Consider the following 16,484-nt stretch of genomic DNA (forward strand, 5'->3'; position numbering starts at 1 on the left):
GGTGCCGGAATCAGCATCCATGCGATCCGGTGCGGAGCTTTGGCTGCCGGCCCTCGGCACCATGCGGATGGCGGCGGGGCGATGGGGGGCGCAAAAAGGGCGTGATTGTGGCAAAAGCTGCACAACGGGTAAACCCTAGGGGTTTTGTGTGCGTGGCGTTGCCGGCTCAGGCGGGCGGCGGAAACATCTGCGGCGGCCAGCCCAGCTCGTGCCGCAGCCGCTGCCAGTCGAAGCCGGGGCCGGGGTCCTGCTTGCGGCCTGGCGCGATGTGCTCATGGCCCGCGACCTGGGCGATGGGGTAGGCCGCGCGCAGCTCCCGGCCCAGCTGCGCGAGCTGCCGGTACTGCGCCGGCTCGAAGCGCTGGCCTTCCAGGCCCTCGAGTTCGACGCCGATGGAATAGTCGTTGCAGCGCCCGCGCCCCTGCCACTCCGAGGCGCCGGCATGCCAGGCCCTCTGGTCGCAGCTGACGAATTGCCACAGCGCGCCGTCGCGCTCGATGAAGAAATGCGCCGACACCTCGATGCCGCGGATGCCTTGGTAATAAGGATGTGCGTCCCAGTCGAGCCGGTTGGTGAACAGCTGCTGCACCGCGCCGGTGCCGTACTGGCCGGGCGGCAGGCTGATGGAGTGCACCACCAGCAGATCCACCGGCATGCCGGCCGGGCGCTCGCCGAAGTTCGGCGACGGGCAGGGCCGCGCACGCTGCAGCCAGCCATCGTTCCACTGCGGGCCTGGCATCAGCCGGCCCCTTCGCTGTCGTTGATCTGCAGGCGGTCCATGCGGTAGCGGATCTGGCGCAAGCTGATGCCCAGGCGGCTGGCCGCGGCCGTGCGGTTGAAGCCGCTTTCGCGCAGCGCGCGGATCAGGATGTCGCGCTCCTGCTGGTCCATCCAGCCCTGCAAGTCGCTGGGCAGCGGTTTTTCGCGCGGGTAGGCCGGGGTGGCGGCCTCGGGAGCGGCGGGCACGGCGGCTGCCGCGGCCAGCGCCGGCTCCAGCGGAACGGGGCGCGTGCCGCCGTCGGCGGGCGGCTGGGGAGCGGCTTCCGGCATCGGCGGCTCGATCCGCAGCTCGGCGCCATCGCTCAGCGCCGCGGCGCGCTGCAGCAGGTTCTCCAGCTCGCGCACATTGCCCGGCAGCGGGTGGCGGGCGATCTGCTGCAGCGCGGCCGGCGTCAGCCGGGGCAGCGGCTGCGGGCTGTCGGCGCCCAGGCGCTCGAGCAGCACCTCGCACAGTTGCGGCAGGTCTTCGCGGCGCTCGCGCAGCGGCGGGATCACGACCTCGATGACATTGATGCGGTAATAGAGATCCTGGCGGAAGCGCCCCGCCTGCACGTCGCTGGCCAGGTCGCGGTGCGTGGCGCTGACGATGCGGACGTCCACCGACTCCTCCTGGCTGTCGCCCAGGCGGCGCACCTTGCGTTCCTGCACGGCGCGCAGCAGCTTGGCCTGCATGGACAGCGGCAGCTCGCCGATCTCGTCGAGGAACAGCGTGCCGCCGCGCGCGGCCTGGAAGAAGCCGTCGCGGTCGTGCGCCGCGCCGGTGTACGAGCCCTTGCGGGCGCCGAAGAACTCGGCCTCGAGCAGGTTCTCGGGGATGGCGCCGCAGTTGACGGCGATCAGCGGCCCGCCGGCGCGCTGGCTCAGCGCGTGCAGCGCCTGGGCGGCCAGCTCCTTGCCGGTGCCGGATTCGCCGTGGATCAGCACCGGCGCCATGCTGCTGGCCACCTTGGCGACGCGCTCGCGCACCTGCTGCATCGCGGCCGAGGTGCCGACCAGGCGCTGCAGCGCCACGCCGCCCGGGGCCTGCGGCGCCTTCGGCTCGGGCGCCTTTCTGCCGGACTCGGTGGCCACGCCCTGGCTGGCGGAGGCCACGACCTGGCGGAACTGCTTCAGGTCCACCGGCTTGGTGAGGTAGTCGAACGCGCCTTCGCGCAGCGCGGCCACGGCGTTGTCGGCCGAGCCATAGGCGGTGATGACGATGCAGCGCTCGTTGCGCTGCTGCTGGCGCAGCAGCAGCAGCAGCTCCATGCCCATACCGTCGGGCAGGCGCATGTCGGTGATCAGCACATGGAAGGATTGCTGCGCCAGCTGCTCGCGCGCCTCGGTGACGGAGGCTGCGGTGCTGACCCGGTAGCCCTCGCGCAGCAGGGTCAGCTCGTACAGCGTGCGCAGATCGGGTTCGTCGTCGACGACAAGAATATGGGTGCTGTCGGAGGTCATGCGCAACGGGGTCAACGGGGCAGGGGAATCACTCGGTGTAGTTGGACTGGGCCGGCAGCCGGAACTGCACCACGAACGCGTTGCCCGCGACGGCGGGATCGCTGGTCAGCGACTGGCGTTCGTAGCGGATTATGGCGCCGTGCCGCGCGCACAGCTCGCGGCAGATGTACAGGCCCAGGCCGCTGGAGCGGCTCTCGGACGAGAAGAAGGGCTCGAACAGATGGTTCTGCACCGAGGCGTCGATGGTCGGGCCATCGCTCCACACCGTCATCTGCACGGCGCCGGCGGTGTTGCTGCGGGTCACGACGCGCAGCGCGCCGGCTTTGCGGCTGTGGTAGCGCTGGGCGTTGTCCAGCAGGTTCACCAGCAGCTGCCGCAGGTGGCCGGCATCGAACGCCACCAGGCTGGTGTCGGCGGCCAGGTGCAGCGTGAGCTGGCGCTCGCCGGGCGGCTGCGCCAGCCATTCCTCGCCGATGGCGCGCACCTGGGCGTCCAGCTCGAGCACGGTGTCGCCGTCGCGCTGGATCTGGCTCTGCACGCGGGCGATGTCCAGCACCTCCTCGGCGATGCGCGACAGCCGCTCGGCGTTCTGGCGCACGATGGTGGTCAGCCGGGCGAGCGCGGGGTTGCCCAGATCGCGCAGGTCTTCCTCCAGCAGCGCATTGGCCTGCATGATGGCCGACAGCGGGTTGCGGATCTCGTGCGCCACCGCGGCGGACATGCGCCCCATCGCGGCCATCTTCTCGGTGCGCAGCCGCGCCTCCATCTCGCGCACGTCGTGCACGAACAGCACGCACAGCGGCTGGTTGTCGCCCTGGGCCAGGCCGGCTTCGGGGTCGGGGATGGGCTCGGTCAGCCAGCTGTGCACCTGCAGGCCCAGCGGGCTCTCGCCGGGCGCGAGCAGGTTGACCTGGTAGCTCAGCGGCTGCTTCTGCGCGAAGGTCGTGGCGATCTGCTCCAGCACGGGGCGCCAGATGGGCAGCTGGTCCAGCGCCAGCGGCAGCAGCGGCCGGCCGAGCAGCTTGCTGGCCGCCGGGTTCGCGGCAATGATGCGGCAGCGCGCATCGGCCACCATCACGCCGTCGGACAGGTTCTGCAGCACCAGCCCGTTGATCTGCTCCTGCTGGTGCGCGGCCGCCGTGCTGCGCAGGGTCTGCAGGCGTTCGCGCTCCAGGCGGATGGCCAGCACATGCACCAGGATGCCCACGCCGAAATAGGCAGCGCCCGAGATGCCCGCCTGGAACAGGCTGCGGGCCAGGTCGCCGCCGCTGCCGTTCACCGCCGACAGGAAGGCGTGGACCAGCAGGAACAGCGTGGCGTAGGCGCAGGTGGCCAGCACCACCAGCCAGCCGCCCAGCGCGCCGGCGATCAGCACCGGCAGGCCGAGCAGCGGCGTCACGCTGAAGCCGCCGGTGCGGCCGAATTCCAGCACGGTGATGAGCAGCAGGTCCAGGCCCAGCGTGGGCAGCCAGGCATGGACCTTGTCCGGCGCGGGCGGGCTGCGCACCACGGCCGCGTAGATCAGGGCCAGCGCGTCGTAGATGGCCAGCACGCCGATGGGCCACATGCGCGCATGTGAAGGCGTGGTGGAGGCCTCGGCGATCGCCAGCAGCAGCGCCACCAGCAGGCGGCCGGCCAGGAAGCCGCGCCACAGGCGCAGGCGCGGGGCGTCGGAATACGGGGCCGCTGCTGCGCTCACGTCACGGCGCGGAGGTGTCGGCCGCCGCGTGCTGGCGCGAGCAATAGAACTTGCCGCGGCTGGCTACCGCGTCGGATTGCGGCACGTGCACCTGGCAGACGGCGCAGTGCACCATGGGCTCCGGCGGCGCCAGCTTGCGGGGCGGAGGGGGCGGCGCAGCCGTATCGCCGGAGGCCCGGCCGCTGCGCCAGAAATGCCAGGCCACCAGCAGGACGGCCAGCACGAGCAGGTATTTCATGGTCGACTCAGAATGACTTCCAGCACGAAGCGCGAGCCCGCATAGGCCAGCAGCAGCAGGGCCGCGCCGGCATACAGCACGTTGACGGCGCTGCGGCCGCGCCAGCCGAACCGGCGCCGCCCGATCAGCAGCACGGCGAAGGTGACCCAGGACAGCAGCGAGAACACGGTCTTGTGGTCCCACTTCCAGGCGCCGCCGTACAGCACGTCGCCAAACAGCCAGCCGGCCAGGAGCGTGGCGGACAGCAGCACGAAGCCGGCGAGCACGAAGCGGAAGGTCAGGCGCTCGAGCGTGAGCAACGGCAGGCTGCCGGGCTGGGCGGCGGGGTTGCGCATCTGCTTTTCGGCATGGCCCATCAGCACCGCGTGGACCACGGCGGCCGCGAACAGGCCGTACGAGGCCACGCCCAGCGCCAGGTGCAGCGGCAGCCAGGGCGAGGCCTGCATGTGCAGCGGCTGGCCCGGGAACAGCGCGGCCAGCAGCACCGCCGCCGCGCCCAGCAGGCCCAGCGCCCAGCGCATGCGCAACTGCGGGAACATCTGGCGCTCGATGGCATACACGGTCATCACCAGCCAGGCCGTCATCGACAGCGCCGGGCCAAAGCCGAAGCGCGGCGTGCCCAGCAACCAGGCGGCCGCCAGCGTGCAGGCATGCAGCACCCAGGCCAGCCGCAGCACGCCCATGGCCCGGGCTTCGCTGGTGCGCGATCCCAGCAGGGCCGGAATGGCGTATGCCACTGCTGCGCCAATGGCGAGCAGCCAGCCGACAGGTGAGGCACTGGGTAAAATCATGGGTTCACAGTGTAGCCTTTCACACCCGCGGCAATGCGGCGCAGGGCGGCACGCCCCAGGCCTTTTTGACCCGCCCCCACTCTTTTCAGGAAACCCGCATGGCATCCGCGCTGACCGACAAACTTTCGCGACTCGTCAAGGAAATGCGCGGCCAGGCGCGGATCACCGAATCCAACGTGCAGGACATGCTGCGCGAAGTGCGCATGGCCCTGCTCGAGGCCGACGTGGCGCTGCCGGTGGTGCGCGACTTCATCGCCCGCGTCAAGGACAAGGCGCTGGGCCAGGAGGTGCTGGGCTCGCTCAAGCCGGGCCAGACCCTGGTGTCCATCGTCAACAAGGAACTCGCCGCGACCATGGGCGAGGGCATTGCCGACATCAACCTCAATGCGCAGCCGCCGGCCGTGATCCTGATGGCCGGCCTGCAGGGCGCGGGCAAGACCACGACCACGGCCAAGCTGGCCAAGCACCTGATTGAGAAGCGCAAGAAGAAGGTGCTCACCGTCTCGGGCGACGTGTACCGCCCCGCGGCCATCGAGCAGCTCAAGACGGTGACCAAGCAGGCCGGCGCCGAGTGGTTCCCCAGCAGTCCTGACCAGAAGCCGCGCGACATCGCGCTGGCCGCGATCGACTATGCGCGCAAGCACTATTTCGACGTGCTGCTGGTTGACACCGCCGGCCGCCTGGCCATCGACGAAGTGCTGATGCAGGAAATCCAGGACCTGCACGCGGTGCTGAACCCCGTGGAGACGCTGTTCGTCGTCGACGCCATGCAGGGCCAGGACGCGGTGAACACCGCCAAGGCTTTTAAAGAGGCGCTGCCGCTGACCGGCATCGTGCTGACCAAGCTCGACGGCGACTCGCGCGGCGGCGCGGCGCTGTCGGTGCGGCAGGTGACGGGTGCGCCGATCAAGTTCGCCGGCGTATCCGAGAAGATCGACGGCCTGGAGGTGTTCGACGCCGACCGCCATGCGCAGCGCGTGCTGGGCATGGGCGACATCGTCGCGCTGGTCGAGCAGGTGACCCAGGGCGTGGACCTGCAGGCCGCGCAGAAGATGGCCGAGAAGATCAAGAGCGGCGACGGCTTCGATCTGAACGACTTCCTCGCGCAGCTGCAGCAGATGAAGCAGATGGGCGGCCTGTCGACGCTGATGGACAAGCTGCCGACCGAGCTGACCAAGAAGGCCGGCTCGGTGGACATGGACAAGGCCGAGCGCGAGGTGCGCCGCAAGGAGGGCATCATCTGCTCGATGACCGCCAAGGAGCGCGCCAAGCCCGAGATCATCAAGGCCACGCGCAAGAAGCGCATCGCCGCCGGCGCCGGCGTTCAGGTGCAGGAGGTGAACCGCCTGCTCAACGAGTTCGACCAGATGCAGCAGATGATGAAGAAGATGAAGGGCGGCGGCCTGATGAAGATGATGAAGAAGATGGGCGGCATGAAGGCCATGAAAGGCATGATGGGCGGCGGTGGCATGCCCAAGCTGCCGTTCTGAAATGTGAGCATCTAGCGCTTGATCAGTAAGGTTTTTAGATGGATTTCTATTGAAAACCTAGGTGGAATAAGCGAAAGCCGCTATGCTTTATGAAAAAACGCCTGCAGATGCAGGCGTTTTTTCTGGGGGCGGCGAAGCCTCAGGCCACGACCACGCGCGCCGCGCCGGCGCGCATCTCGCCGACCACGGCCGCGTCGGCGAAGCCATGCTGGCGGAAGCTGGCCAGCACCGCCGGCGCCGCTTCGGGCTCGCAGGCCACCAGCAGGCCGCCCGAGGTCTGCGGGTCGGTCAGCAGGTGGCGCGTGGCCTCGGGCAGCTCGGCGGGCAGGTCGACATCGCCGCCATACGCGGCCCAGTTGCGGCCCGAGGCGCCGGTCACCAGGCCCTGTTCGGCCAGTGCGCGCACGCCCGGCAACAGCGGCAGGTGGCGGCTGTCGATATGCGCCGAGAGGCCCGCGCCGCGCGCCAGCTCCAGCGTGTGGCCCAGCAGGCCGAAGCCGGTCACGTCGGTCAGCGCGTGCACGCCCTCGATGCGCGCCAGGTCGGGGCCGGGGCGGTTGAGCTTGGTGGTGTTCTCGATCATCGCGGCGTAGCCGGCGGCGTCGAGCTGTTCCTTCTTGAGCGCGGCCGACAGCACGCCCACGCCCAGCGGCTTGCCGAGGATCAGCACGTCGCCCGCCTGCGCGCTGGCGTTGCGCTTCATCAGCTTGGGGTGCACCAGGCCGATGCCGACCAGGCCGTAGATCGGCTCGACCGAATCGATGGAGTGGCCGCCCGCCAGCGGAATGCCGGCGTCGCGGCACACCGATTCGCCGCCCTGCAAAATCTTGGCGATGACGTCGTGCGGCAGCGTGTTGATCGGCATGCCCACGATGGCTAGCGCCATCAGCGGCGTGCCGCCCATGGCGTAGATGTCGGACAGCGCATTGGTCGCGGCGATGCGGCCGAAGTCGAACGGATCGTCGACGATGGGCATGAAGAAGTCCGTCGTCGCGACGATGGCCTGCTCGTCGTTGATCTGGTAGACGGCGGCGTCGTCGGCCGTCTCGGTGCCCACCAGCAGCTGGGGGAAGAACTGCTTGGGCAGCGCGCTCTTGCTCATCAGCTCGGCCAGCACGCCGGGCGCGATCTTGCAGCCGCAGCCGCCGCCATGCGACAGCGAGGTGAGGCGGGGGAAGGAAGTGTTGGTGTCTGGGGTCATGCCATCTGGCCCGCAAGGGGACGGAAAGGGAGGAACGGCCGCGGGGCGCGGCCGCCTATTATCGGACGCTATCGTGCGCCCGCGGTGCGTGGGGAAAAATGATTCAGAATGCACCATGGTGGGGCGCAGGCAGTGGCTGCGCCGGTTCAAGGAGCCTGCAGTTGGCATATCACGAGCAAACGAGAGCGCTCGCCCGGCCGGGGCGGGCCTGGCGCTGGCTGCTGCTGGCCCTGTGGGGGCTGGCGGCGGCGCTGCCGCTGGCGCGCGCCGACAGCGCGGTGGAAGAGGGCGTGTCGCGCACGGTGCTGGGCATCCTGGGCTATACCCGCTGGCCGGTGGAAGGCCCGGTGCTGCGCCTGTGCGTGGTGGGCGAGACCGACTATGCGCGCACGCTGCTGAACGCCAAGGCGCAGACGGTGGGGAACCGGCCGCTGGAGGTGCTGCGCGCCGACCCTGGGCAGGCCGACGCGCTAGCCAACTGCGACGGCATCTACGCCGGCCACCTGGCCGAGCCCGCCTGGCGCGAACTCATGCGCAACTTGCAGGGCCGCGCCATGCTCACCATCAGCGAACGCGGGGCGCTGTGCCGCATCGGCGCCATGTTCTGCCTCAAGCCGGCCAAGGAGGCCGTGGGCTTCGAGGTCAACCTCGATTCGGTCGCGCGCAGCGGGGTGCGGGTCAATCCACGGGTGCTGCAGCTGGCGCGCCAGGGTGCGGCGCCATGATGAGGCCCGCGATCCTGAGCAATGCCTCGCTGCACGCCGTCATCCGGCGGGCCCACCTGCGCATGGCCTGGGTGTCGATCACGCTGGCCGGAGTGCTGCTGCTGCTCGTGGGGCTGGTGGTGCTGCGGCTGTACCTGGCCAACAACCTGCAGTTGATGGCGCGCTCGGTGGCCTACACGGTGGAGGCCTCGGTGGTGTTCGCCGACCGGGCGGAGGCCGGCCGCGTGCTGGACGACATGCTGCGCCACGAAGGCATCGCGCAGGCCCGGGTTGTCGAGGCCGATGGCCAGGTCTTCGCCGAGTGGCTGCCGCCCGAGCCCGAGGCCTCGGCCCGCGTGGGCGAGTGGCTGGCCGCGGGCCTGCGCCTGCCGCCGGGCAGCGCCGAGATCCGCCAGGCAGGCCGGCTGATCGGCGAGGTGCAACTGCGCAGCGACGGCGCCGGGCTGGCGCGTTTCCTGGGCACGGGCCTGGTGGCGCTGCTGCTGTGCCAGGGCATCAGCGGCTATGTGGGGCTGCGCCTGTCACGCCGTATGCTGGCGGACATTGCCGAGCCGCTGGGCGAACTGGCGCGGGTGGCCCGCGCCGTGCGCCACGACCGCTCGATGGAGCAGCGCGTGCCGCCGGCGCGCATTGCCGAGTTGCGCGAGCTGGGCGACGACTTCAACGCGCTGATGGCCGAGCTGCAGCTGCGCCATCTGCGGCTGCAGCAGCAGAATTCGCTGCTGGCCCAGCAGGCCATGAGCGACAGCCTCACCGGCCTGGCCAACCGCGCGCACTTCGAGCAGGGCCTGCAGCGCGCGCTCGATGAGGCGATGGAGCTGGACCAGATGGTGGCCGTGCTGTTCGTGGATGCGGACCGCTTCAAGGAAGTGAACGACCGGCTCGGCCACGCGGCCGGCGACTGTTTGCTCCGGGCACTGGGCGAGCGGCTGCGCCAGCAGGTGCGCGAGACCGACCTGGTGGCGCGCGTGGGCGGCGACGAGTTTGCGGTGCTGCTGCACCCGGTGCGCGGCGCCGGCGATGTGCAGCCCGTGATCGAGAAGATCGTGGCGGCGATGAAGCCGCCGATCCTGACTGAAAATGGAGACCGGCTCTATCCCGCCGTCAGTGTGGGCATGGCCGTCTACCCGGAGCATGGTGCGGACATGCAGGCCCTGCTGGCGCATGCCGACCGGGCCATGTACGAGGACAAGGCCAGGCGCCGCGAGGTTGGCGCGCACACGTTCAAAGAGGCATGAAGTGCAACGAGATCGATATCTGATGGGACGCGCCGGTGGCATGGCGTGGTTGCGGACGGGGCTGCTGGCCGCCGCCTTGGTCGTGGCGGGCTGCCAGTCGGCGCCGGTGGCGCCCCCCGAGGCGGGGCTGACCCCGCAGCAGCAGGTGCTGCGCAGCCAGGGCTTCGTGCAATCCGACCAGGGCTGGGAGCTGCAGATGCCGGGCAAGCTGCTGTTCGAGTTCGATTCGGCCGATCTGGGCGCCGGGGCGCGGACGCGCATCCTGGAGCTGGGACGGGCGCTGTCGGAGGCGGGGGTCGACCGGCTGCGCATCGAAGGCCATACCGACGACCGCGGCAGCGATGGCTACAACCTGCGGCTGTCGCAGCGCCGCGCCGAGGCCGTGGCGCAGCTGCTGGCCGAGGCCGGCATGGCCCGGGACCGCCTGGAGATCCGGGGCCTGGGCCGCTCCAAGCCCGTGGTGCCCGGCCAGGCCGCCGAGAACCGGCGCGTGGCCATCATCGTGCCCTTGCCCTGAGGGGCGGTGGCGGAAAGCAGCAGGAGTTGAACCTACCCGGGAGCGGCTGACGCCCCCCACCGGGTTTGAAGCCCGGCCGCACCACCGGGTGCGATTGCCTTCCAACATGAAGCGGCGATTGTAGCCAGTGCGCGCTCAGCCTTGGCCGGCCCAGCTCGCATCGGGCCGGATCAGGTGGGCGTCGCGCACGCGGCGGGTGTAGCCCACGCGGTCGAAGTATTCGAGCAGCTGGATCGCGCGCTTGCGGCCCAGGCCCGTGGCGTCGCGGAAGGCCGCGGCCGGCACCTCGCCGGGCCCGCCGGCCTGCCGCGCCTCGGCCGCCAGCCGGGCCAGCAGCGCGGCCAGCTCGTCCATGCGGCCGCTGTCGTAGAACAGGTCCTTGACCACCTGGTGCAGCGCGCCCTGGCGCGCGAGCTTCGGCAGCAACTGGCGCACCACCTCCTCGCCCAGTTGGTGGTCGCGTGCCAGGTCGCGCACCCACGGCGGATCGTAGCGGCCGGCGGCGATCGCCGGCCGCAGCCGCTCGGCCAGGGCCTGCTCGGCGTCGCTGAGCTGCAGCCGGTGGCCGGGCAGGTGCAGCCAGGCGCCCTGGGCGGCGATGGCGCCGTCGGCCGCCAGTCCGGCCAGCAGCGCCTGCCACAGTGCATCCGGCGCCAGCGCGGGGCAGGCCATGCGGCGCAGCCGCGCGGAGTTGACGCCAGGCTCGTCGGGGTACTGCTCATGAAAGCGCTGCAGCACACCGAGCACCTGCGCGGCCAGCTGCTGGCGGCGCGCCTTGGCCACCAGCAGCGCATCGCCGCCGGGCAGGGGCAGGCGCAGCGTGGCGGCGGGCAGGGCCTCGTCGGCCAGCTCGCGGCCGCACAGGCGCTGCAGCCGGCTGCGCTCCATGCCATGCGGCGCCTGGGCGATGAGCGCCCCGGCGTCGCCGTCGTCGACCAAGGTTTGCGCCGCATCGAGCCAGGCCATGCGCTCGGCGCTGCGGCGCTTGCGCGCGGGGGCGTCGGGGTCGAGCACCCGGCCGCCGGCGATGGTCTGGCTGGCCTGGGCGTTGCGCACGATGAAGCGGTCGCCGGGCAGCAGGAACAGCGGCGCGTCCAGCACCAGCTGGGCGCGTGCGGCGCCGGCCGGGGCGATGGCGCCATCCTGCAGCGGCACCACATGCGCGGTGCAATGGCCGGTGGCGGCATGCACATGCACCGAGGTCCAGGGTGCGACGGCGGGCGCGTCGGGCAGCGACTGCCATTGCACGTCGAGGCGCTGGCTGGCCTGCAGCGCGCGCGGGTCGGCCATCCAGTCGCCGCGGGCGATGGCGTCCTTGGCGATGCCGGCCAGCTTGAGCGCGCAGCGCTGCCCGGCGCGGGCCGTGTCGCTGGCGCGGTTCTGCGCATGGATGCCGCGCACGCGCACGGCCTGGCCGCTGGCGCTGTGCTGCACGCTGGCTTCCACGCGCAGCTCGCCGGCAAACACGGTGCCGGTGACGATGGTGCCCTGGCCGGGCAGCGTGAAGACGCGGTCCACGGCCAGCCGGAACAGCCCCTGCGCGCTATGGCTGGCGGCCTGCTGCGCGCGCTGCCACAGGTGCGCCTGCAAGGCCGCCGTGCCCGCATCGCCCGGCTGGGCGGCAGCGGTGCAGAACAGCGGCGCGCCGGCCAGCGGCGTGGCTGCGAGCAGGGCCTGCACCTCTTGCTCCACCGCCTGCAGCCGCGCGCCGTCCACGCGGTCGGCCTTGGTGATGGCGACGGTGCCCTCGCGTACGCCCAGCAGCTGCACGATGGCCAGGTGCTCGCGGGTCTGCGGCATCACGCCGTCGTCGGCCGCCACGACCAGCAGCACATGGTCGATGCCGGCTGCGCCGGCGGCCATGGTGTGCACGAACTTCTCGTGGCCGGGCACGTCGATGAAGCCCAGCACGCCGCCGTCGGCCAAGGGCGCATAGGCGTAGCCCAGCTCGATGGAGATGCCGCGCGCCTTCTCTTCCTGCAGCCGGTCGGTGTCCACGCCGGTCAGCGCGCGCACCAGCGTGGTCTTGCCGTGGTCGATGTGGCCGGCGGTTCCGATGATCATGCGAATACTATGAAAATATGAGCTATTGGCGCTTGTGTATCAAGCGCTGGCGAGCAATTTGGCTTGATTCTCGAACAGTGGCTGCTGGTCGGCCTCCAGGCAGCGCAGGTCCAGCCACAGCGCGCCGTCGCGGATGCGGCCGATCACCGGGCGCGGCAGCTGGCGCAGCCTGGCTTCGAGCTGCTGCAGCAGCTGGCCTTCGCGCTTGCGGTCGGCGGGCGTGATCTTCAGGCCGTGGCTGGGCAGGGTCTCGACGGGCAGCGCGCCGCTGCCGATCTGGCTCAGCATGTCGGCGCCCTCCACCCGGTAGGCCTCGCCCAGCGCCTGCTGCAGCAGCGGCTGCAGCTGCGCGGCCTGGGCGCGCATATCGGCCTGCGGGCGGGTGAAGAGGCGCAGCGTGGTCAGCCGCTGGGCCAGCGTCTCGGGGTGGCGGTACAGGCGCAGCGTGGCTTCGAGCGCAGCCAGTGTGAGCTTGCCCACGCGCAGCGCGCGCTTGAGCGGGTGGCGCTTGATGCGGGCGATCAAATCCTTGCGGCCCACGATCAGGCCGGCCTGCGGGCCGCCGAGCAGCTTGTCGCCGCTGAAGGTGACGAGGTCCGCGCCGGCGGCCAGCGTATCCTGCACCGTGGCCTCGTGCGGCAGGCCCCACTGGCGCAGGTCGACCAGGGTGCCGCTGCCCAGGTCCACGGCCAGCGGCAGGCCGCGCGCGTGGGCGATCTGCGCGGCCTCGGCATCGGGCACGCTCTTGGTGAAGCCGGTGATGGCGTAGTTGCTGCAGTGCACCTTCATCAGCAGCGCGGTGGCGTCGGTGATGGCGTTCTCGTAGTCGCGCGCATGGGTGCGGTTGGTGGTGCCGACCTCGACTAGGCGGGCGCCGGCATGCGCCATCACGTCGGGGATGCGGAAGGCGCCGCCGATCTCGACCAGCTCGCCGCGCGAGACGATGACCTCCTTGCCCGGCGCGAGCGTGGCCAGCGCCAGCAGCACGGCGGCCGCGTTGTTGTTGACCACGGTGGCGGCCTCGGCGCCGGTCAGCTCGCACAGCAGGTCGTTGATCAGGTCGTCGCGGTCGCCACGGCCGCCGCTGGCCAGGTCGTATTCGAGGTTGGCCGGCGCGGTCAGGGCCTGCACGGTAGCGTCCACCGCCTCCCGCGGCAGCAGCGCGCGGCCCAGGTTGGTGTGCAGCACGGTGCCGCTGAGGTTGAACACCGGCACCAGGCGCGAGGCATTGCGCCGTGCCAGTTGGTCGGCGGTGTGCGCGAGGATGCCTTCGTCGCTGCCGGCCCAGTCGGGCAGGGCGTTGCCGTCGCGCCAGTGGCCGCGCAGCTCGGCCACGGCCTCGCGCACGGCGGCGGTGGCGGCCGTGCGGCCATGCTGTGCCAGCAGCGGCGCGGCGGCCGGGGCCTGCAGCAGGCGGTCGACGGATGGGGGCTGGAACGCGGGCGTCATCGAGTCATGGGGGCGGGCAAAAGTCCCGATGGTACGGCAGATGCGGCGAGCGCCCAGTGCTGCCGCGGCCGGGTCATCATTTATTCATTTTTCTGTCATGAAGAGCGCCGATAATTCGCGGCGGCAGCGCGCCCGGGTGCAGGTTTGGGCAACCCGGGCGACGGCCCGTGCCTGGAGAAAAACAATGAACCGCCACCTGCTGCCTGTGCTGACCCTGGCCGCGCTCGCTGTTGCCGCCGGTGCGCGGGCGCAGGAAAACGCCGGCGACGCCGACCGGTTGCGCATCGACGAGCCCGCCAATGTGGAGGCGCACCTGCAGGCCACCTATATCTGGCAGCGCAAGCCCGCGTTCGGCGCGGCCTACAGCGGCGCCAACAGCCTGCGCCCCGAGCGCGAGAAATCCTATTCCTTCTCCGGCACGGCCTTCCTCGGCGTGCGGGCGGCGCCGGGGCTGGAGTTCTACCTGAACCCCGAGGTGATCCAGGGCGTGCCGCTGTCGCACCTGACGGGCCTGGGCAGCCCGACCAACGGCGAGATGCAGAAGGTGGCCGGCGCCAACCCCAAGGGCTATATCCCGCGCGCTTTCGTGCGCAAGACCTGGAATCTGGCCGGCGAGCAGGAGGCCGTGGAGTCGGCGCCGAACCAGATGGCGGGTACGCGCAGCAAGCGGCGCGTGGTGCTGAGCGCGGGCAAGATGTCGGTGGTCGATGTCTTCGATGCCAACCCCTACAGCCACGACGCGCGCAGCCAGTTCATGACCTGGTCGTCGCTGGCGCAGGGCGCCTACGACTACGTGGCCGACGCGCAGGGCTACACCTGGGGCGCGGCGCTGGAGTATTTCCACGACGACTGGGAGCTGCGCGCCGGCCGCTTCGTCGGCCCGCGCGAATCCAACGGGCAGAAGCTGAACTACCGCGTCTTCCGCTTCTACGGCGACCAGGTCGAGGCCGTGCACCACCACGACTGGGACGGCAAGCCCGGCGCGGTGCGCGTGCTGCTGTGGCGCAACCACGAGGAAATGGGCAGCTTCCAGGATGCGCTGGACTTCGCCCGTGCCAACGGCGGCACGCCGGCGCTGGCGAATGTGCGCCGGCCGCAGACCAAGTGGGGCTACGGCCTGCACCTGGACCAGGCGCTGGCGGAGAACATCGGCGCCTTCGTGCGCTACAGCTGGGGCGATGGCCGCACCGAGACCTACTCCTTCGAGGAGGTGGACCGCAGCACGCAGCTGGGCGTGGTCCTCAAGGGCGCGGCCTGGGGCCGCGAGGGCGATACGCTGGGCCTGCTGGCGGTGCGCAACCAGCTGTCGGCATCGCACCGCGGCTACCTGGCGCAGGGCGGCCTGGGCGGCTTCATCGGCGACGGGCGGCTGAACTACCGGCCGGAGCGGGTGACCGAGATCTACTACAACCTGCAGCTGGCCAAGGGCCTGTGGCTGGGGCTCGATGTCCAGCAGGTGCGCAACCCCGCCTACAACGCCGACCGCGGGCCGGTGCGCGCGTATGCGCTGCGGCTGCATGCTGAGTACTGATCAAAAAAAGGAGTGGCTGGCGCTTGCTGTGCAATGGGTTCAATAGGATTTCTATTGAAATTCATCGTCTGACAAGCGCTGGATGCTCTCTTTTTAGATAAACCTCCCAACAGCCCAGGCCGCGCGCTCCTGGCTTCGTTGCGCCAACCCTGCCCTGACTCCAGCCCCGGAATCAGTCGCCTAGGGATAAACACTATCCGGATAAACGATGTGCGGTGGCGGTTTTCTGTCTCTGGACAAAAATTAAATCAACTGATTTAATTTGCTGCAAAGGTTGGCCAGGCATGGCGGCTGGCCTGGTGTGCAGATCAGAACCATCACAGGAGACAACATGCAATCCACGTGGATCACACGCCGCGCCCTGCTGCAGGCGGCCGCGGCAAGCGCCACCAGCGTTTCGCTGCCGTCGATGGCGCAGCTGGGCGGTGGCAAGAAGCCGCTGCGCATCATCGTCGGGACGGCCGCGGGCGGCGCGGCGGATGCGATCGTGCGAGCCATGGGGCCAGGCATCGAGGCCGAGCTGAAGGTGCCGGTGGTGGTCGACAACCGGCCTGGCGGGCAATCGGTGATTTCGCTGGAGGCGCTGGCGGGCCAGCCGGCCGACGGCAATACGCTGCTGTATATCTACAGCGGCTACGTTGCCACCCAGGTGACGCAGCGCTTGTTCGACCTGGACAAGAGCACGATCCCGTTGGCCCGGGTCGGCACCTCGCGCATCGTGATGCTGGTGCGCGGCGACTCGCCCTTCCAGTCCCTGCGCGAGATGCTCGACTTTGCGCGCGCCAACCCCGGCAAGCTGAACTACGCCACCCTGGGCGATGCCGGGGTGGAGCACCTGAAGATGGCGCAGATCACCAAGGCCGCCGGCGTCGTTGCCACGCCCGTGCCCTACAAGACCGGCCCCGATGCGGTCAAGGACCTGATCGGCGGCGCGGTCGATTGCTACATGGCGCCGGGCCTCTTCGCCAAGATGTATGCGCCGTCGAAGCGGGTGAAGGTGCTGGCGGTGTTCGATGCCCAGCGCTGGTCGGATTTTCCCGAGGTACCGACCTTGCAGGAGGCCGGCATTCCGGTGGACCCCTTGCGCTACTGGGGCGGTTACGTGGCCCGCGTGGGCACGCCGCCCGAGACCGTGCAGCGCCTGTCCAAGCTGCTGGGGCGCGTGGCGCAGCTGCCGGAGGTGCGCGAGCGCTTCGAGGGCACGGGGCAGTCGGTGGACGTCGAGGACGACCCCGAGAAGTTCCGCCACCAGATCCAGGGCGACAAAGCCTGGATCACCGATGCCTACCGCCTGATCCGTACTTGATTTGCAAAGGAGTCG

Annotated in this window: 14 protein-coding genes and 1 tRNA gene; 6 read left to right on the plus strand and 9 right to left on the minus strand. The window is 70.4% G+C overall.

The annotated features are described in order from the left end of the window. Nucleotides 1-166: 166 nt before the first annotated feature. The 5 genes from ampD to ACYVKR_RS06175 are packed head-to-tail and all read right to left on the minus strand — an operon-like array spanning nt 167 to nt 4,948. Complete coding sequence (ampD, locus tag ACYVKR_RS06155) at nt 167-739, minus strand: N-acetylmuramoyl-L-alanine amidase (RefSeq protein WP_460479920.1); 573 nt, start codon at nt 737-739, stop codon at nt 167-169. Continuing rightward, the gene (locus tag ACYVKR_RS06160) at nt 739-2,220 is read right to left on the minus strand and encodes a sigma-54-dependent transcriptional regulator (protein WP_460479921.1); all 1,482 of its coding nucleotides are present in this window, start codon (nt 2,218-2,220) and stop codon (nt 739-741) included. The genes ampD and ACYVKR_RS06160 overlap by 1 nt, the downstream gene beginning before the upstream one ends. Before the next feature lie 28 nt (nt 2,221-2,248). Then, a complete protein-coding gene (locus ACYVKR_RS06165; RefSeq protein ID WP_460479922.1) occupies nt 2,249-3,919 on the minus strand; it encodes a two-component system sensor histidine kinase NtrB in 1,671 nt (556 codons plus the stop codon). Between the two features lies 1 nt (nt 3,920). Then, nucleotides 3,921-4,157 carry a PP0621 family protein gene (locus ACYVKR_RS06170; protein WP_460479923.1) on the minus strand — a complete coding sequence of 79 codons (237 nt, stop codon included), beginning with the start codon at nt 4,155-4,157 and terminating at the stop codon, nt 3,921-3,923. Beyond that, complete coding sequence (locus tag ACYVKR_RS06175; RefSeq protein WP_460479924.1) at nt 4,154-4,948, minus strand: cytochrome C assembly family protein; 795 nt, start codon at nt 4,946-4,948, stop codon at nt 4,154-4,156. Before ACYVKR_RS06175 ends, ACYVKR_RS06170 begins: the two co-directional genes overlap by 4 nt. 98 nt (nt 4,949-5,046) lie before the next feature. On the opposite strand from ACYVKR_RS06175, the gene ffh reads away from it, so the two are divergent. Next, a complete protein-coding gene (gene ffh, locus ACYVKR_RS06180) occupies nt 5,047-6,438 on the plus strand; it encodes a signal recognition particle protein (protein WP_460479925.1) in 1,392 nt (463 codons plus the stop codon). A 139-nt stretch (nt 6,439-6,577) separates the two neighbouring features. On the opposite strand, the gene selD is transcribed toward ffh, so the two are convergent. Then, nucleotides 6,578-7,639: a selenide, water dikinase gene (selD, locus tag ACYVKR_RS06185; protein WP_460479926.1), complete on the minus strand. Its 1,062-nt coding sequence runs from the start codon at nt 7,637-7,639 to the stop codon at nt 6,578-6,580. Between the two features lie 161 nt (nt 7,640-7,800). Between selD and ACYVKR_RS06190 the strand changes: the two genes are divergently transcribed. Genes ACYVKR_RS06190 through ACYVKR_RS06200 form a run of 3 tightly spaced genes read left to right on the plus strand, consistent with a single transcriptional unit; the run spans nt 7,801 to nt 10,119 of the window. Further along, nucleotides 7,801-8,364: a YfiR family protein gene (locus ACYVKR_RS06190; RefSeq protein WP_460479927.1), complete on the plus strand. Its 564-nt coding sequence runs from the start codon at nt 7,801-7,803 to the stop codon at nt 8,362-8,364. Then, nucleotides 8,361-9,602, plus strand: a complete 1,242-nt coding sequence (locus ACYVKR_RS06195) for a diguanylate cyclase domain-containing protein (RefSeq protein WP_460479928.1) — start codon at nt 8,361-8,363, stop codon at nt 9,600-9,602. The genes ACYVKR_RS06190 and ACYVKR_RS06195 overlap by 4 nt, the downstream gene beginning before the upstream one ends. A gap of 22 nt (nt 9,603-9,624) precedes the next feature. Then, nucleotides 9,625-10,119 carry an OmpA family protein gene (locus ACYVKR_RS06200; protein WP_460479929.1) on the plus strand — a complete coding sequence of 165 codons (495 nt, stop codon included), beginning with the start codon at nt 9,625-9,627 and terminating at the stop codon, nt 10,117-10,119. Between the two features lie 7 nt (nt 10,120-10,126). Here ACYVKR_RS06200 and ACYVKR_RS06205 read toward each other — a convergent pair. The 3 genes from ACYVKR_RS06205 to selA all read right to left on the minus strand — a co-directional run bounded on the left by ACYVKR_RS06205 (nt 10,127) and on the right by selA (nt 13,632). Next, nucleotides 10,127-10,222 (minus strand) — tRNA-Sec (locus ACYVKR_RS06205). Between the two features lie 32 nt (nt 10,223-10,254). Continuing rightward, nucleotides 10,255-12,183 carry a selenocysteine-specific translation elongation factor gene (selB, locus tag ACYVKR_RS06210; protein WP_460479930.1) on the minus strand — a complete coding sequence of 643 codons (1,929 nt, stop codon included), beginning with the start codon at nt 12,181-12,183 and terminating at the stop codon, nt 10,255-10,257. Nucleotides 12,184-12,222: 39 nt separating this feature from the next. Then, the gene (gene selA / locus ACYVKR_RS06215; RefSeq protein ID WP_460479931.1) at nt 12,223-13,632 is read right to left on the minus strand and encodes an L-seryl-tRNA(Sec) selenium transferase; all 1,410 of its coding nucleotides are present in this window, start codon (nt 13,630-13,632) and stop codon (nt 12,223-12,225) included. Nucleotides 13,633-13,816: 184 nt separating this feature from the next. On the opposite strand from selA, the gene ACYVKR_RS06220 reads away from it, so the two are divergent. Continuing rightward, the gene (locus ACYVKR_RS06220; RefSeq protein ID WP_460479932.1) at nt 13,817-15,163 is read left to right on the plus strand and encodes a carbohydrate porin; all 1,347 of its coding nucleotides are present in this window, start codon (nt 13,817-13,819) and stop codon (nt 15,161-15,163) included. 331 nt (nt 15,164-15,494) lie between these two features. Further along, complete coding sequence (locus ACYVKR_RS06225) at nt 15,495-16,469, plus strand: tripartite tricarboxylate transporter substrate binding protein (protein WP_460479933.1); 975 nt, start codon at nt 15,495-15,497, stop codon at nt 16,467-16,469. The last annotated feature ends 15 nt before the right edge of the window (nt 16,470-16,484 follow it).

The organism is Comamonas humi (assembly GCF_054782535.1).

Bases quoted from the DNA above. Each gene is read 5' to 3' on its own strand.
- ACYVKR_RS06170 (WP_460479923.1), bottom strand. From the start codon at position 4,157: ATGAAATACCTGCTCGTGCTGGCCGTCCTGCTGGTGGCCTGGCATTTC.
- ffh (WP_460479925.1), top strand. From the start codon at position 5,047: ATGGCATCCGCGCTGACCGACAAACTTTCGCGACTCGTCAAGGAAATG.
- ACYVKR_RS06225 (WP_460479933.1), top strand. From the start codon at position 15,495: ATGCAATCCACGTGGATCACACGCCGCGCCCTGCTGCAGGCGGCCGCG.
- ACYVKR_RS06175 (WP_460479924.1), bottom strand. From the start codon at position 4,948: ATGATTTTACCCAGTGCCTCACCTGTCGGCTGGCTGCTCGCCATTGGC.
- selD (WP_460479926.1), bottom strand. From the start codon at position 7,639: ATGACCCCAGACACCAACACTTCCTTCCCCCGCCTCACCTCGCTGTCG.
- selA (WP_460479931.1), bottom strand. From the start codon at position 13,632: ATGACGCCCGCGTTCCAGCCCCCATCCGTCGACCGCCTGCTGCAGGCC.
- ACYVKR_RS06200 (WP_460479929.1), top strand. From the start codon at position 9,625: ATGGGACGCGCCGGTGGCATGGCGTGGTTGCGGACGGGGCTGCTGGCC.
- ACYVKR_RS06195 (WP_460479928.1), top strand. From the start codon at position 8,361: ATGATGAGGCCCGCGATCCTGAGCAATGCCTCGCTGCACGCCGTCATC.
- selB (WP_460479930.1), bottom strand. From the start codon at position 12,183: ATGATCATCGGAACCGCCGGCCACATCGACCACGGCAAGACCACGCTG.
- ampD (WP_460479920.1), bottom strand. From the start codon at position 739: ATGCCAGGCCCGCAGTGGAACGATGGCTGGCTGCAGCGTGCGCGGCCC.
- ACYVKR_RS06220 (WP_460479932.1), top strand. From the start codon at position 13,817: ATGAACCGCCACCTGCTGCCTGTGCTGACCCTGGCCGCGCTCGCTGTT.
- ACYVKR_RS06160 (WP_460479921.1), bottom strand. From the start codon at position 2,220: ATGACCTCCGACAGCACCCATATTCTTGTCGTCGACGACGAACCCGAT.